This window comes from Novipirellula aureliae (genome assembly GCF_007860185.1).
GTDB classification, from domain to species: domain Bacteria; phylum Planctomycetota; class Planctomycetia; order Pirellulales; family Pirellulaceae; genus Novipirellula_A; species Novipirellula_A aureliae.
The window spans coordinates 314,392-331,572 of sequence record NZ_SJPY01000007.1 but is presented as its reverse complement, the minus strand read 5'-3'; the positions used below and the strand labels follow the sequence as shown (position 1 = coordinate 331,572).

10 protein-coding genes are annotated in these 17,181 nt (G+C 51.8%); 5 read left to right on the top strand and 5 right to left on the bottom strand.

Going from position 1 to position 17,181, the window contains the following annotated elements; all coding sequences use genetic code 11:
* Positions 1–152: 152 nt before the first annotated feature.
* Positions 153–1,952, bottom strand: coding sequence for a phosphoenolpyruvate carboxykinase (GTP) (locus Q31b_RS21325; protein WP_146601680.1), 1,800 nt, complete (start codon positions 1,950–1,952; stop codon positions 153–155).
* A gap of 236 nt (positions 1,953–2,188) precedes the next feature.
* On the opposite strand from Q31b_RS21325, the gene uvrA reads away from it, so the two are divergent.
* From uvrA to Q31b_RS21310, 3 genes are all read left to right on the top strand, one after another.
* Positions 2,189–5,056 carry an excinuclease ABC subunit UvrA gene (gene uvrA, locus Q31b_RS21320; protein WP_146601679.1) on the top strand — a complete coding sequence of 956 codons (2,868 nt, stop codon included), beginning with the start codon at positions 2,189–2,191 and terminating at the stop codon, positions 5,054–5,056.
* 58 nt (positions 5,057–5,114) lie between these two features.
* On the top strand, positions 5,115–7,109 hold the full coding sequence (locus tag Q31b_RS21315; RefSeq protein WP_197171995.1) for a LamG domain-containing protein: 1,995 nt from the start codon (positions 5,115–5,117) through the stop codon (positions 7,107–7,109).
* A 246-nt stretch (positions 7,110–7,355) separates the two neighbouring features.
* Complete coding sequence (locus Q31b_RS21310; RefSeq protein WP_146601677.1) at positions 7,356–7,682, top strand: transposase; 327 nt, start codon at positions 7,356–7,358, stop codon at positions 7,680–7,682.
* A 171-nt stretch (positions 7,683–7,853) separates the two neighbouring features.
* On the opposite strand, the gene Q31b_RS21305 is transcribed toward Q31b_RS21310, so the two are convergent.
* From Q31b_RS21305 to Q31b_RS21295, 3 genes are read right to left on the bottom strand one after another with little or no spacing between them, the layout of a single operon-like run.
* Positions 7,854–11,072, bottom strand: a complete 3,219-nt coding sequence (locus tag Q31b_RS21305; protein WP_146601676.1) for an efflux RND transporter permease subunit — start codon at positions 11,070–11,072, stop codon at positions 7,854–7,856.
* Entirely contained in the window at positions 11,069–12,790 is a 1,722-nt protein-coding gene (locus Q31b_RS21300) for an efflux RND transporter periplasmic adaptor subunit (RefSeq protein ID WP_146601675.1), read from the bottom strand. The genes Q31b_RS21305 and Q31b_RS21300 overlap by 4 nt, the downstream gene beginning before the upstream one ends.
* 55 nt (positions 12,791–12,845) lie before the next feature.
* Positions 12,846–13,562, bottom strand: coding sequence for a CerR family C-terminal domain-containing protein (locus Q31b_RS21295; protein WP_146601674.1), 717 nt, complete (start codon positions 13,560–13,562; stop codon positions 12,846–12,848).
* Positions 13,563–13,780: 218 nt separating this feature from the next.
* Here Q31b_RS21295 and Q31b_RS21290 point away from each other — a divergent pair, with 218 nt between their 5' ends.
* Both Q31b_RS21290 and Q31b_RS21285 read left to right on the top strand, forming a co-directional pair.
* On the top strand, positions 13,781–14,542 hold the full coding sequence (locus Q31b_RS21290; protein WP_146601673.1) for a hypothetical protein: 762 nt from the start codon (positions 13,781–13,783) through the stop codon (positions 14,540–14,542).
* Positions 14,543–14,784: 242 nt separating this feature from the next.
* Entirely contained in the window at positions 14,785–15,750 is a 966-nt protein-coding gene (locus Q31b_RS21285) for a hypothetical protein (protein ID WP_231617740.1), read from the top strand.
* 21 nt (positions 15,751–15,771) lie between these two features.
* Here Q31b_RS21285 and Q31b_RS21280 read toward each other — a convergent pair whose 3' ends face one another.
* Positions 15,772–16,986: an HD-GYP domain-containing protein gene (locus Q31b_RS21280; protein WP_146601672.1), complete on the bottom strand. Its 1,215-nt coding sequence runs from the start codon at positions 16,984–16,986 to the stop codon at positions 15,772–15,774.
* Between the last annotated feature and the right edge of the window lie 195 nt (positions 16,987–17,181).

The window sequence follows — 17,181 nt, the reverse complement described above, 5'->3', positions numbered from 1 at the left end:
TGCAGAGTCAGCGGTTCGGCCGTTTGCCTTAAGGTTGATGGTTAAACTGTCAGGCCGTTGGCCCTACGGGTTTCTTACTTTCTCCGAAACCCAGCCCGTTAGGCTGGGCTCGTAAATTGCCAGGGCATTTCGCCGAGGGGGAACACTTGGAATTAGGCGTTCAACTTTTCTTCGAGAGATTCGAGGAAAGCCGCCAATTCTTTCGGCAGTTTGTCGCCAAATTGCGGATAGTGATTTGCCTTGATGTCGGCGACTTCGGCTTTCCAGCCTTCCAGGTCGACCGAAAGCAATTCCTCCATATCCTCTTCGTCGACACCATCAGGCAGACTGATCTCACCCTTGGCTGGCATTTTCCCAATTGGGGTGTCAACCGTTTTGGCTTTGCCATCACAGCGGTTGAAGATGTACTCGAGCACTCGCGAGTTTTCACCGAAGCCAGGCCATAGCCATTTTCCGTCCTCGGTTTTGCGGAACCAATTGACGAAGAATACCTTTGGTAGCTGAACCCCTTCTTGTTTTCCAAGATCGATCCAATGTTGGAAGTACTCGCCCATGTTGTAGCCACAGAATGGCAGCATTGCCATCGGGTCGCGGCGAATGGTCCCGGCTTTCAAATCAAGTGCCGCAGCGGTCACTTCCGATCCGACGATCGATCCCATGAAAGTTCCGTGTGCCCAGCTATCGGCTTCGTGAACCAATGGAATCACCGACGGACGGCGACCACCGAATAGGAACGCGTCAATGGGAACGCCGTTTGGATCTTCCCAATTCGAAGCGATCGAAGGGCAGTTCTTTGCCTTGGCTGTAAACCGAGAGTTCGGGTGCGACGAAGGACCTTCCGACTTGCCTTCCTCCCATTCGTTCCCCTTCCAGTCGATCAGCTTGCCTGGAGCTGGATACCCGATCCCTTCCCACCAAACATCGCCATCCTCGGTCAGGGCAACATTGGTAAAGATTGTATCCTTTTCGATCGACCTCATGGCATTCGGATTCGATTCCATTGAGGTGCCTGGAGCAACGCCAAAGAATCCTGCTTCAGGATTGATCGCATAAAGTTTGCCATCCTCGCCAAATTTCATCCATGCGATATCGTCACCAACCGTTTCGACTTTCCAACCGGGAATGGTCGGAACCAGCATTGCGAGGTTGGTTTTACCGCAAGCACTTGGGAAGGCAGCAGCCACGTGCTTGACCACACCCTCGGGGTTGGTCAACTTCAGGATTAGCATGTGCTCGGCCATCCAACCTTCATCGCGAGCTTGCGCCGATGCAATTCGCAGTGCCAAACACTTTTTACCGAGCAGAGCGTTACCGCCGTAGCCCGATCCGTAAGACCAAATCAATCGTTCTTCTGGGAAATGAGCGATATACTTCTTGTCAAGTGGAGCACATGGCCATAGCCCATTGTCGGATTCCCCTTCGGCAAGCGGTTTACCGATCGAATGCAAGCAGGGAATGAACTCACCTGTTTCACCGAGCACTTCGAGCACGATGGTTCCAACGCGTGTCATGGTGTGCATGTTCATCACGACGTAGGGGCTGTCCGTGAGCTCGACACCAATTTTTGCGATCTTTGAACCAACCGGACCCATCGAGAAAGGGATGACGTACATCGTACGTCCCTTCATGCACCCGCGGTACAGTTCGGTCATCGTCGCTTTGAGTTCATTCGGATCGATCCAATTATTGGTTGGACCAGCAGCCTCTTTTGTCTTGGATGCAATATAAGTACGGTTTTCCACTCGCGCCACGTCGCTCGGATCACTGCGAAACAATAGACTATTGGGACGCTTCTTCAAACGAACCGCCAAGCCAGAATCAACCGTGATGTCGGACATCTTTTGGTACTCGGCTTCCGATCCATCACACCAGACCACCGCGTCGGGTGTCATCAGCTCAGCACACTCGTTGACCCAGTCGATAAGCTTTTTGTTCTTAGTCGGCAAATTCATTTTCACTCCTGATAAGGTTTGGACAGTAACAACACACTGCCTCGATTCATTTGTCTATTCATGGTGTTTTCGAAACACCACGTGGCCCGTGCCGTGCATGACGTACATAATAGGGCCAAGATGATCTTTGGCCAACAGGATGAAGGCACGTTGTAGGTGCGACAAAACGTCGGTAGCCTAAAAGGATCGCATTATGAGTCATTTTCTTCAAATAACGTTTCCCTGTTGAGACATCGTTGAGCCGAGACATTATCTCCGTACGCGGCTGCCGCGTCCACAATCTACAGGATATTGACGTCGATATCCCCCGTGGCAAACTCATCGCATTCTGTGGTGTCTCCGGTAGCGGCAAAACGTCGCTGGCGATCGATACGCTCTACGCCGAAGGCCAACGAGCCTATATCGAGAGTTTCTCAGCCTACACACGCCAGTTTCTCCAGCGACTCGACAAACCCGATTGTGATTCGATGGAAGGCATCCCTCCTGCGATCGCCGTGACGCGAGCAGGCGGTTCGCGAACGAATCGCAGCACCGTCGCCACCGCGACCGAAATTGCCGACCACTTACGCTTGCTCTATGCAAAAACCGCAAAACTGTTTTGCTACGCATGCGGCAATCCGGTCCAAAGCGATGACCCATCGACCGTGGCAGACGAGATCATTTCGGCTGCAACGGGGCGTAACGCCACCCCAACGCGGCGAATGATAGGGTTCACCGCGTGGCTGCCTGATCGCAAAGCGGCCAGCGAGATACTGCAGGGGCTCCAACAAGAGGGGTACTTGCGATTGATCGTGGGCGATCAAACGTTCCATCTGTCCGACAACGATCGTAAACAACTGGCCCAAAAAGTAGGCCGCAGCGGGATCGACTGCACGGTTATCGTGGATCGTTTATCAGCCGATCTCGATCGAACCCGCGTTACCGAATCGCTTGAAACCGCAATGGGCGAAGGGCATGGAAGAGCCGTGATCTTGACGGAGATCCAAGACGCCAGCGGTACCGTGAACGGTATCGAGATTGATGGTCGAACATGGCATCGGCAGACGGTTAGCCGCGAAAAACGTTGCGACAATTGCAACATCGATTATCCCGATCCTGTGCCACGCTTGTTTAACTTCAATAACCCTCTCGGTGCATGCCCCACATGCGAGGGCTTCGGCGATGTCGTCCGTGTCGATATGGATCTGGTTGTCCCCGATAAATCGTTATCGCTGGCTGATGGTGCGATTGCACCGTGGAACACACCTTCGTATGAACATGAAAAACATGAGCTCCTCGCACTGGCATCCGACTACGGCATTCCGGTCGACGTTCCGTTTTCTTCCCTTAAAAAGAAACACCTGCGGCTGATACAAAAAGGGGTCCCCGAGCGGAACTTTGGCGGTCTCGATGGATTCTTTGCATGGTTAGACCGCAAAAAATACAAGATGCACATTCGCATCTTTGCGTCCCGGTACCGAAGTTATCACCCCTGTGAGGATTGTGGTGGTCGCCGCTTCAATCCACTTGCCCTCGCCTACAAGTTGGACTCGAAAAACATCGCCGACGTGTTGGCCATGCAAACCGATGATGCTGCAAACTTCCTGTCGACCATCCCACTCGAAGAACGTGAACAACAAATAGCTTCGGAGCCCATCAATCAGCTCTCGGACCGCATCGGCTACTTACAGGCTGTTGGACTTGGTTACTTGCAACTCGATCGCCCCTTGCGGACCCTATCCGGCGGTGAGACGCAGCGAGTTGCGTTAACGGCGGCACTCGGTAGTTCGCTCGTCAACATGTTGTATGTCCTCGATGAACCGACCGCTGGATTGCATCCTGCCGATATCAACCGCTTGGTCGAAGCGATTTTGGGACTGCGAAATCGTGGCAATACGGTCATTGTTGTCGAACACGATGAAACACTGATCCGTCTTGCCGATCGAGTCCTGGAAATAGGACCTACCGCCGGTCGGCAAGGTGGCAAAGTGATGTTCCAAGGAACTCCCAAGCAAATGCTTAAGGCCAAAGAGAGTATCACCGGCCAATTCCTTAGCGGAAAAAGAGGATGGACGCTGAGAGATCGCCAACCTCGTAAACCACGCGGCTTCATTACCCTCGACGGCGCTTCAGGACATAACTTGAAAAATGTGTCCGTCGACTTCCCACTCGGAGTGCTTTGTCTTGTAACCGGCGTGTCGGGCAGCGGTAAAAGTTCGCTCGTTCAAGAGACGCTTTACGGAGCCGTTCGCAACCGCAAAAATCCAACAACAACGCCAACGCCATGCTTGCCGTTCGAGTCGATCCAAGGGCTAAGTCAAGTCGATGAATGCATGCTGATCGATCAGTCCGCAATCAGCAAGAGTGCAAGAAGTTGCCCCGTCACCTATGTGAAAGCCTTCGATGCCATTCGGAAAGTCTTCGCGGAAACGGTCGACGCCCGGACTCGGAACTATAGCCCAGGGCACTTTAGTTTCAACAGTAGTAAAGGCCAATGCAGCGAATGCGAAGGAGCGGGAGTGCTGCAAATTGACATGCAATTTCTAGCGGATGTGACGATGCGATGCCCATCTTGCCGCGGCTCACGCTACCGAGATGACATTTTGAAAGTTCACTACCGCGACCGTTCCATTGCCGATATTCTCGACATGACCGCTGGCGAAGCGATCTCGTTTTTTCGCGGTGAGCAAAAAGTGCAGGATCGACTGAAACGTCTTGTCGACGTTGGGCTCGGCTACATCAAGCTCGGCCAGCCGGGGACAACGCTTTCCAGCGGCGAAGGACAGCGTTTAAAGCTGGCGGCATTCTTGGCATCCGCCTCGCGGCGAAGAACGCTATTCATTCTCGATGAACCGACGACGGGACTGCATTTTGCCGACATCGTCCGCTTGGTAGACTGTTTTGATGCTCTGATCGCCGACGGACATTCGCTAGTTGTCGTCGAACACAACCCGACACTCATGCAAGCAGCCGACTATCTTATTGACATCGGTCCCGGTTCCGCTCAAAACGGTGGCACGATTGTCGCTAGCGGGACACCCGAGACGATTTGCAAGGTATCGGCAAGCTTGACAGGACAAGTGTTGACCGACCGCTTGCATCGACCAGCCTCAGCTCTACTTTAACAGGTGACTTATGAAACACGTTTACTTATTGTTATTTCTGTCTAACGCAACTGTGGCAATGGCTCAGACACCTGTCATGAAATGGGATTTTGAAACCATAAAGAATGGGCAGGCGATCGAATTGTCAACGGGCATCGCAGATGACATTGAAGGTAATTTTGAAGAGGCAGCCGGTGTTGACGGCAAAGGTCTGCGATTGGATGGTTTCACGACCCGCGTTATCCGTGAAGCAGAAGACACGACACGACTAGGCAATGAGTTCACAATAGAGGCATGGGTTTCATTGGGTGAATATCCATTGAATTGGTGTCCGCTGATCACTACCGAATCGGATGAAGTAAAGGGCTATCGTCTCCTGATCGGACCCTACGGCCAAGTTTCCTTTGAGACCGCCATCAACGAACAATGGATATCCTGTACCAGTGCCAACGAGACAATGCCTCTCCGAAAATGGATGCATATTGCGGCCGTCTACACGGCAGAGAAAGAGATGACATTGTATGTGAATGGTGAAGCGTTATGCACTGTCGCCATCAAGGGTTCACTGACCTATCCCAAAAAGATAAATTGCATTATCGGTATGGTGGCTGCCCCCAGAAGGCCAAGCGATACGATTAGAACGTGGGGCACCATGCCAGATTTCTATGGCCTCGATGGGATTATTGATGAAATCATGGTGTTCGACAAAGCCCGAACGGCAGAGCAGATCAAAATCGCTTTTTCAAACTGCACGGCCAACTCGCCAGACATTCCGGTTCGAAGGCTGCCGACAATCGAACAACATCCAGACCATTTTGGGGCGTTTTACACGAAGCTGAAATACTACGATGGATGGGATAATCTCTGGCCCGTCGATGAGGATCCTGATGTTGTTGTTTGCTTCGATAACAATCCTTGCAAATTAGTTTTCTGGCGAGGCGTTCGATATGGACCCTGTTGGGTTTCCGAAAATGAAAATTGGATGACTGACCAGAGCCTCGAAACATGGGGCACGGGCGCAAACGACATCGAGGGCTGTTTCGAACATATGCAGGACCGTCATTGTCGTTTTTCGCATGTTCGGATCATTGAAAATAATGACGCCAGAGCCGTGGTTCATTGGAGATATGCGCCGGTAAGTTCACATGGCAGTACATGGTTACCCGACCCGAAAACCGGATGGGAATGTTGGGTAGATGAGTATTACTACATCTATCCCGATGGATCCGCAGTCAGAAAAGTGTCGTGGAACAAGGGGACCACCGGCAGAGCACTCCAGCTCCAGGAATCGTTGCCTGTGACTCAGCCGGGACAACGGAATGAGGATCTCCTTGAAAAAGACTATGTGCATGTGGCTGACTATGAGTACAACACAACAGCGGTTTCGGTTGACCTCCGTCAACAACCGGCGGACTGGCCAGGAAACTATACGGTCCAACAATTCAATTTCAAGTCGCAGAACAAGCCGTACATCTGCTTTGAACCCGAAAACCGAATGTCGGTAAGATGGATCGACGGCGGGTATAACCACTTTCCCGTTAACCAAGCCCGATGCGACGGAAGATGGACCAAGACTTTCGACCGCCCATCTCACATCTCTAGTTCACCTTGTTCCAAGCCGGTTATCCATGAGCACGGAAGTCGTCTTTCCTGGAACGCCCTCTACGGAATGAATACGATGGAAATGAGCGAACTGATTGGTTTCGGCCGCTCATGGGCCTATCCGGCCGAGTTATCCACAGGACCTGAGTTTGTCTCCAATGGATATGATCGTAGCCAACGATGCTATCCGTTGGAAAACACCTCAGGCAAAGCTGCGAAGGCTGAGATAAACCTAGGCGGGAGCAAAGAATCTCCTGTCTTGAACCCTGCGTTCTCTATTAAAAATTGGCATGCAGCTGGAGCACGGATTCTCGTCAATGGAAAGGTTCATGACAACTATCGAGCGGGGATCAACCGTAAACTGGAAGGAAATGATCTGGTCGTGTTCGTGGATATCCATGAACTTGTTCCTGTCAATATAACCATTTTACCTACGACGACGAGTAACGAATCTACTTCTACGCCTCAATGAAAAAGAAGGTAGCGGGCGGAACATTCTGCGTGTGGCGAGCAGCAAGAAGCGGATGCAGCGGCTTGCTAGCTTCTTTTCTGTCCGAATGAGACGGCAACAATCGCTACCAAACTGCTCTGCCATTTGCGATCAAAGAGCATCGCGGTTGCTAGCCCGGATTATTCACGAGACACCAAACAAAAAGGGCCTTTCTTGCGTCTAAGTGTTTAACAACCAAGCACTTTCGACAAACAAGGAAGACCCTTCATGAGTTTACAGTCTGCGCAGCAATTTGTCTTCGGCTTTTGGGACAATAAACCGATCGAATTTGAGCAAGTCGAGGAGAATCTATCCTCCGATGGCGGACTGATCGCCTTTTATCAGATCGATCAAAAACTCGGCTGGACAAAATCCCTGGCGAACCTCATCTCCGACCCGCGGTCCGACCCCACTCACACCGCTCTGTCGATCGTTCGTCAACGCATCTTCGGGATCATCGCGGGATACCAGCACATCGAAAAAGAACAAACGATCCGCAAAATCCAACTCTCGAAAACGATACGTCGAAAACCGTATCAAGGAACTCAAATGTGAATGGTGTTGTGATTGACTCCGTGGCCATCGTGCCTCAATCTGTCAGAGCCGCCCTGCGAATCTCACCCAAGTTTTTGTCAAACGTTCTCAAATCAGAAGGCTCGTGATTAATTCGGGCTAGCTAATCGGCGACTTTTGTCATCTGTGTCCTATGCGTGCAGATACCGATATCTAATCATTTTCGACCAGCGTATGACCGAACACCTCGATGATCCGAATGTAGATCAGATAGAACACGGGGATGAGAATCAAGACCAAAACGGTGGCCAGCATTAATCCGAATGCTAAGCTGGCGGCCATCGGAATGAGCAATTGTGCTTGAAACGACTTTTCCATTAGCAGTGGCAACAAGCCAGCGATTGTCGTCATGCTCGTTAGTAGAATCGGACGAAAACGCCGTTCGCCTGCATCGAGTAGTGCGTGGCGAGGTTTCAAGCCATCACGGACTCGTACGTTGATAAAGTCGATCAAAACAATCGAATCGTTGACGACGACGCCTGCCAAGGCAACCAATCCGAACATGCTAAAGAGAGTGAGTGGTAGTCCTAGCACCGCATGACCCCATACGGCACCGATCATGCCGAACGGTATGATGGCCATAATCAAAAGTGGTTGGACGTAGCTTCGGAACTGTAAGACCAATAACACGTACATACAAACCAGCGCGATGCCGAAGCCGATTTTCAAGCTGCCCACGGATTCTCGGCTCTGTTCCTGTTGTCCTTCGAACCGCAGTGCGATCGCGGGATAATCCTTTTGGAGATCTGGGATAAAATCACGTTGTAGTTCATCGATGATTAGATCAGCATTGGCCGTTGTCTCGTCCAAATCGGCGGAGATGGTAATCGATCGCATTTGGTCGACACGGTTTATCTCTGAAAAACCTCTTTCCAAATGGATGTCGGCCAACTCGGTGATCGGTCGCACCCGACCATCGGCGGTACGAATTCGGATTTCGCGAAAATTGACCAAATTGTTGCGTTCTTCCTCTGGATGCCTGACCATCAATTTGACTTCATGGCGTCCTCGTTGGAGTCGCATCACTTCGGCGCCAAAGTAGGTATTGCGAACGGTTTCACCCAGATCGGTTGGCGTCACGCCGGTGGCCAGGGCGCGATCTTTGACGCGGAATTGAAACTCCCATTTACCAGGTGTATTGTCATCGGAGATGTCGAAAACGCCATCGAACAGTGCGAGTCGCTTTTTGACCACTTCCGTAGCGGCCAACAATTGATCGACATCATCACTTGGCGCCAACAGTTTGAATTCGATCGGCTTGCCGCCTGGGCCGACGCCGACGGTTCCATAGGTAACCTTTTCGACTCCCGCAAATTCTCCTGCTTCTTTTCGCCAAAGGGCCAATAGTTGATCGCTATGTGTTTCGCGGATCTCGGTATCGAACAGCTCGACAAAAATTTGTCCAACGTTGCTGCCCCCACCGCCCGATCCGCCCATCGGCCCTTGGGTATTTGTGATTTTTCCAAGTTCTCGGTAGGTCAAGCGAACGGGCCCTTTGTCCTCCGCCAGCGTATCGTTGTAAACCTCTGGCTGCTCCGCTGCAATTTGTTGGCTGACACGGCGGATCGCCTTTTCCATGATCCTTGTTGCCCGCTCGGTCTCCGATGCAGGCGTTCCGTCGGGGAAGGTGATCGTGGCCTGCAAGTAGTTATTGTCTGACTTGGGGAACAGAACACTTTGGACGACACCGCCACGAATCATACCGATCGTCACCAAGAATAACGCGATTGCAGTCGCGATCATGAACGGTGGGTGGCGTAAACCAAATCTTAGGGTCGGCAAGTACATTCGCTCGCAAACCCAATCCATCGCTCGGCAGGCAAGGCGGCTTGCCCATTCCAGGAGAATGCCGAGAGGCCTGAGCGGATAGGTAATGATCGCCAAGAGTCGAAAGAATCCGTGGTGGCGATGAGCCAAGTGACAGGGCAATACAAAACAGCCTTCCCAAAGCGAGATGAGCAGCATCGCGATCACAGCGAAGGGGATCACGGCCATAAACTTGCCCATCACACCCGATACAAAAAACATGGGTGAGAAGGCGATAATCGTGGTCGTGACCGATGCGGTCACGCTCGGCAATACTTCGATCGATCCGTCAACGGCCGCTTGCATTAGCGGCTTTCCCATCTGTTGATGCGAATAAATGTTCTCACCAATAACGATCGCATCGTCAACAACGATACCGAGAGCTACCAAAAAAGAGAAGAGGCTAAGCATATTGAGTGATTGGTCACCCCAAGCCAAGAGTGCTCCAGCGCCCATGATGGAAATTGGTATTCCCATTGCCACCCAAAAAGCCAAACGGGTTTCCAGGAACAACGCCAGAACAAGAAAGACGAGCAGAAGTCCTTGCGTACCATTTCGCATCAAGAGAGCCATGCGGTCGCGTACGTCGGTGCTGCTATCGCCCCAAAGTTCGAAACGGTAGCCTTCGGGCAATTCCTTCTGTGCGACATAGGCTCGCACGGCATCGACCATGGCGAGCAAATCCTCGCTCTTGGTTCTTTCGACATTGACGATGATGGCTGGTTCACCATTGATTTCCCCGACCGCGGTTACGTCAGCGAACTCATCGCGAACGTTTCCCAAATCGGCAACCGTTAAGACGACGCCGTTGGGCTGTGTAAGCAACGGCAAGCGTGCGATCTCTTCGCCGATGCGACCTTTATTTTTCGCTCTCAGTAAGATCTCTTGGCCTTCGGATTTCAATTGTCCGCCGGGAAGTTCCACGTTTCGAGCTCGAAGGATGCTGGCGACCCGTTGGAGCGACAAACCGTAGCTGCGGAGCGTTGATTCTGGGATTTCCACATCGATTTGGTAATCTCGTGTCCCCATCATCGACGCGGATGAAACGGCGGGAATTTGTAGGACGTCGTCGCGAACCTCTTCGGCGACCTCACGAAGTCGCAGTTCGCCTTGACGTGTTCGATCGTCTGGTCCGACGATACCGATTCGAATGGCGGCTTCGCGGAACGTGATCTGTTGGACTTGTGGATCTTCCGCCAAGACAGGAAAACTGGGGATTCGAGCGACTTCACGGTCGATTTCCGCCATCACTTTTTGAACATCTTTGATGTCACTTCGGAGTTCGGCCAACACGTATCCGGCACCCTCTTGGGCGATGGACGTAACTTTCTTGATCCCATCGATCGAGCTGATACTCTCTTCAATTTTCTGGCAAACCGCTTCCTCGGTATCCTTGGGCGTAGCGCCAGGATAGGGGACGGTGACCATCACGACCTCGAGTTCAAACTCGGGGAAGACCTCACGCCGCATTCTGGAAAACGAAATCGCACCGACCAAAACCAAGGCCAAGACCAGGACGTTCATTCCAGGCGTGTTCGTGATTGCCCAACGAATGACACTTTTCATTGAGAGGCCTCCGCCGATTCCGACTTGGCCACTTGTTGACTGCGACGTGCGATCGATACTTCTCGTTGAATGCGGGCTGCTATGGAATCACCATCCGGATTACCGATTGGAGAGACAACAACATACGCGCCTGCCGACATCGATTGGTCTTGTACTTCGCATACCCACCATCTTCGCTGGTCCAATGCGACGTTGATCGACAACGAGTCGACTGGATAGATCGCATTTCGATTGACCACCCGTCCGGCTTGCCAATCATCGGGATTGAATCGTTCTTGGTCTTTTTCGGAAGCTTCTCTATCGGATGCATCCGTTTCGAGCCGTTCTCCTTTGCCTTCCGCTTTGACAGGATTGACTGGGGTCTCTTCCGCTATCGGCGGCAAATCTAGCACAGACGGATCTGGGACGAATTCCCAAACCCGATTGCCTGGTTTTAGCCCTTCTGCGGGAATCACGACCAATGGCGTTTGGGGTCGAATGAGAAGTTTGACAGTGACAAACATGCCTCGAACGAGAGTGGTTGGTCCAGCGGTATGAACGTGGGTCACCGACGTCGTTTCGCCATCGCTGCTCTTGATAACGTTTGCTTTGCGAAATTGTTGTGGGTTATCGACCACGATGCGTACTGGAACGGTTCGTGTGTTGGGATCCAGACCGATGCCGTCGTAGCTGAGTAGTTTTGCATCCCACTGGTACTTTTTGCCCTCGCGGCCCGAAATTTCGAATTCGACGATCGCCGGAGTTTCGGGAAGTTCGTAGCCGTGATCCGCTTCCCGCTCGGACGCATCGACTTGATCCAAGACCCAGTACAGTTGGTCCATTCGCAAACTCGTTGCGACCTCGACCTTGGTCGTGTCTTCGATCGTCACGATCGGATTACCACGTGCGACAAACGAGTTGAGCTCGGCATCTTCGCTGACGATGACACCGTCGATGGGACTGCGGATTTCAGTTCGCTTCACATTTTGGTTGGCAATCGCCAATTGTGCTTGAGCGAGCCGCTCTGCTGCTTCGAGTCGTGATCGGCGTTTGCGAAGCAATTCGAGTTGATTTTCATTTCCCAATCGGGCTTGAGTGGATTGCAGCAATGCTCGTTTTGCTTTGTCGATTTCCCCCTCACTCGCATAACCACCTGGCATTGTTCGCAGTCGATCGACTTCACGTTGCTGAAGTTGTTCATCCTGCTTGGCCACTTCGATCAAGCGTTTGACGTTAATCATTTCCTGGTCGATTTCGCCAAGCGCCTCGTACTCTTGCTCTTGTAAACGAGTTAAACGCTGGGCTTCCAGTTCGTAATCGGTCGGATCGATTTTAACGAGCAGGTCTCCTTTTTTTACCGATGCTCCTGCTTCGCATCCCTCCGATTTGAAGAGTATCCGTCCAGCGACTTCTGTAGCGATTGTCACTTCGCGAAAGGGAACGACGGTTCCGTCGACTTTCAGTTGTAATGGCTCGTCGAAAGCAGCTAGCGATTTGATTTGTTCTACCCTTACCGGCATCAAAGCTTGCATCCGGCCTGCAAAACTCGCGTCCGCCGTGGGGCGTTCGGACGGCTGGACCGAACCGAGCGCAAACACTGCCGCGACGGCCGACGCGACCATCGCAAATGGAATCAAAAAGTTAAACAAGACCCATCGAGAACGTGTTTCAAACCGATGGCCAACGCCATGGTGACGCCGTTTCGACGGCGCGGGTTCCGATTTAGCAGGTGTATCCATCAATTGATTTTCTGTTGGTTTGTAAGCTTTGAGCTCAGACAAAAGGACATTCGGGTTAATAATAGGGAATCTGTTTTTTTTGCTTCAACAATGCTTCCTCTTCGGTGGCCGCGACGATGACGGCGGTCACGTGCCGACTTAATGAGTCGATGTTGTAGGCGTTGGCTCGATCTGTTTCCGAAATCAGTATTCTCACCACGCTGCGCCCGACTCGATAATAGAGGCATTGACCAACCGCGCTGAGGGCCAATTGTTCCACTTCGATCGAAGTCGCGTTCACACCAATTAACTGCCGAATCACCTTTTTTAGTCGCACCAGCATTGGCTCGAAGAAATCGCGAACCAGGTCCTCGAGGACCGAAGTTGGATTTTGCATTTCTCGCATCAGTAAATCCAACTCCCAAGTGTCTTCTCCAGGAGCCAGCATCCGTGACAATAGCGTATGGATGAGGCAATACAATTCTTCACGCGATCGTTCTGGCCCATTTTGTTCTGGCCCATTTTGTACTGGCCCACCACCTGATCCCGATCGTTTGGGGTCAGGAATTGGGAACCTTTGTTCACGCTGAAGGTGTACCTCCGCGATAACTTGCCGATAAAGCCCCAATTTATCGCCGAAATAATAACCCACCGAGGCAATATTGACATTGGCCGCCGAACAAATCTCCCGAACCGTAGCACGACTGAACCCGCGGCGGGCGAAAATCGGTCCCGCAGCGTCCAGCAATCGGGTACGCGTATCAAGTTCTGATGTGGATTCGAGATTTGCCAATAGACCACGCAACTTCAAAAAGCCAAAAGTTAAACAACTGTTTCAAACAATCGTTTAAATCCTGGAAATGTCAAGAGCCGAATTTCAATAAAGGGCTGACGGCTTGGGTAATCTAGGCAATTCGAGTAGACATTTCCACTCTTTCGGATTCTTTTGGTCATTCCGGTTCTGCCGGGCCGATATCCCTAGCAACACGATCCCTCGAAAGGTTTATCCGAATGAATCAATCAGCTTTTAGCGTCTCACGCCGTCGTCCTCGAATTTTACTACGGTTTACATTTGCCGCTACTCTTTCAGCCGGACTCTCTTTTTCCTGCACGCCAGTACTGGCATCCGACTGTGGCTGCAACACATGTGGCATGGGCGAAGTCGTGATGAGTGATCCGTGTGGTTGCCATTCCTGTGATGGCGGGGGGGTGACGAAGAATCACAATCCGATTTTTCGTACGCTTGATGCGTTGGCAGGCGGTATCGAGAAAGTGCTAGGACTCGACAAATGCAAATCGAGCCACGTCGGATGCGACAGCGGTTGTGATGCATCCCCTTATTATGAATCGATGATGGCGATTCCAAACCCTGTCCCGATGATGTCGAATTCGCAATCTTTTGATTCGCACTCATCACAATCTGTTCCACCGCCGCCGGTTGTTACACCCCATCAAACGTCACCACGTCCATCGTATGAATCCCGACCGTCGTATCCTTCATCTCCATCCAATGTTCCGATGCAATCCGCTCCGATGCAATCCGCTCCGATGCAATCCGCTCCGCGGACGCCGATGCACATGAGTGAGCCTCGCATCCAAACTCCTGTGCCGAATCAAAGGCAGGAAAACGGGGATTCGGGGGGTGGTTCGTTGTTCGATAGTTTATCGGACCCCTTCAGCGACGAGGCCCGTCGCCCTCAAACGCAGACGATTCGCCCAACGGCGTTCAATGCGTCCAAGCAAACGTCTAGCCGTCGAACGTCGCAGCGATAAAGTTCAGCGAGATTCACCTTTCCCACGCGAGAACGATTCGATGCGACATGCGTTGCTGGCGTTCGAATGAACATTTTGTATGAAATGGTAGGCGAGTCCCTTCGAGAGTTGCATGGTTCGGCGTCTCGGAGATACGCCGCTACGATGCTCCACAATCCGCACAGCGATTTTGGCGAAGCAAAAACGATTAGCTGCTGCTCACCTATGACGGCCGCACTGGCAATAGGAGGTATCAAATCCCAATGGGCAAGCGACTATTCGTGACGATCCTGTTTTGTTGCGGCTTAACGACAGCAGCGCCGGTCGTGGGGGCATTGCCAGCAGCTGATTTACTGACGATCGACGATGGATCCGTTAAGATTGGCATCGATCGACAAAAAGGCGGTGCGATCACTTGGTTGTCATCGCATGCGTATACGAAAAATATCGTCAACATTGCTGACCCTGGGCGACTGATTCAGCAATCGTATTACGCGGGTAAACGGCTTGATCGTACTGCCGAGGGGCAACATAAATCATGGAGTCCTTGGACATGGAATCCCATCCAAGGCGGTGGCGTTGGCAATGGGGGCAAAAAGGGGTCATGGGCACGCGTGACCGTTTTTGAGAAGAACGAAAATACTTTGTATTCGGAGACCATTCCAAAGCTTTGGGACATGCCAAACGAAGAGGCAGAAGCGGTGATGCGGCAATGGACGACGTTTGAGCGAAACATGCCAAGCGTGGTTCGTGTCGAATGCGAACTTCAAGCAGCGCGCAGCAACGGCGATCGCTGGGGGCAGGCCACCAACCGTCCGCAAGAGATACCGGCCTGTTATTTTACCCGGAATTTCAAGACCGTGAAGACTTATCTTGGCGAAGGCAAATGGCGACTGGAGCATCAGGTGCCTGGCCCCCCGTGGGGTCACGCCAATCCGCCACGCAAGGCGATGGCAGTCTTCGAAGCGTCGGGACAAGGTGTCGCCGTCTTCTCACCCAGCTCCAGAGCGAGTTGGAATTTTGGCCCACACGGGGATGGTCTCAGCAGTGACCCTACCGATGGTCCCTGCATGCACATCGCTCCGATTGACCGCGTTTTGTTTGGTCCCAAATCAACCTATCGCTATTGCTATTGGTTAGTCATCGGTGATGAATCGCAAATCACTTTGCGGTTGGATGAATTATGGACGAAGTATTCGAATGAAAAGTCGCTGCTTACAAATCCTTGAATGGGAAAGATCGATATTGCTCTAGAGGGTTGAAGCGGATGCAACGTGATCCATGAAATCGAGCTGGACACGAACAATTTCTTTCGTCGATGCAAAGAACGCATCGAGGACGATGGGGTCGAAGTGGGTGCCGCGTCCTTCTTCGAGGATGGAAAAGCATTTCTCTCTTGGCAATGCTTTCTTATAAGGTCGTTCTGCAGAAAGTGCGTCAAACACATCCGCAACGGCTGTGATTCGTCCTTCGAGTGGAATGTCTTCTCCCGCTAAACCCAACGGATAGCCGGTGCCGTCATAGCGTTCATGATGCGTTTGCGCAATACTCGCTGCAAGTTTCATGAGGGCACTACCGTTGCGGAGCATCTCGGAACCGTATTCGATGTGTCGTCTCATCAACCGTGCATCCGATGCACCGTGAGGTTCGATAATTCGGTGGCCGTACTTGACGTGGTTCTGAATGATCTCAAACTCTTCCGGTTCCAACTTACCCGGTTTAAGCAGGATGGCATCAGGGATCGCGATTTTGCCTACGTCATGCAACTGGGCTGCCATTTCAATGTCACGGACATACCAATCCGGCAAACTCATTGCCTTCGCAATCAAGCCCGCGAACTGTCCCACGCGGATGACGTGGTTTCCTGTGTCGTTGTCACGTAACTCCGCCGCTCGGGCCAAACAGAATACGACTTCACGGCGCGAAGATTCCAATTCACGGGTGCGTTGCTCAACCTTCAATTCAAGCTCGGCTGCATGATGTTGTAGTCGATCATGATACGATTTCATTTGTAGTGAATTTCGAACACGAGGGACTAAATCCATCGGATCGACTGGTTTGATTAGAAAGTCGGTCGCTCCCAATTCTAAGCAAATCCGTTTGATTCGTTCATCCGTATTGGCGGTCAGAATCAACACGGGAAGATGGCGGGATTTGGGTTCGCTGCGGACGCCACGCAGAATCTCGACACCATCGACGTTGGGCATGTTGATGTCGAGTAACAGGATATCTGGCTGGGCTACTTTCAAGATTCGCAAGGCTGCGGATGAATCGGTCGTCGTTTCAAAAGAACGATAGCCCGCCCGTTCAAGATATTTTTTTACGATCAAGACGTTGGCAATCTCGTCGTCGACGATCATCAACTTTCCAGGTAACGATCGGGGACTAACACTCGCTCGGTTGACGCTAGGTGTTTTGGTCGTGACCGGCGGAGGTGAATCGATTGCAGGAAGATCGATACTCATTTTTAACTACTTTATGGTTTTACGAAATCATTCCAAGCCAACTCTTGCTTACAGAATTCGCATTGAATGCCTTTATCCTTCGTAGTCTTCACAAGTAGCCAGACCTTTATGATGGACTTTATCGATTATTTTGGCTGGTAGGGTCGCAGAATCGGTGGGGATCACCATTCGCTAGCGAATGCCCTGAACTCGATC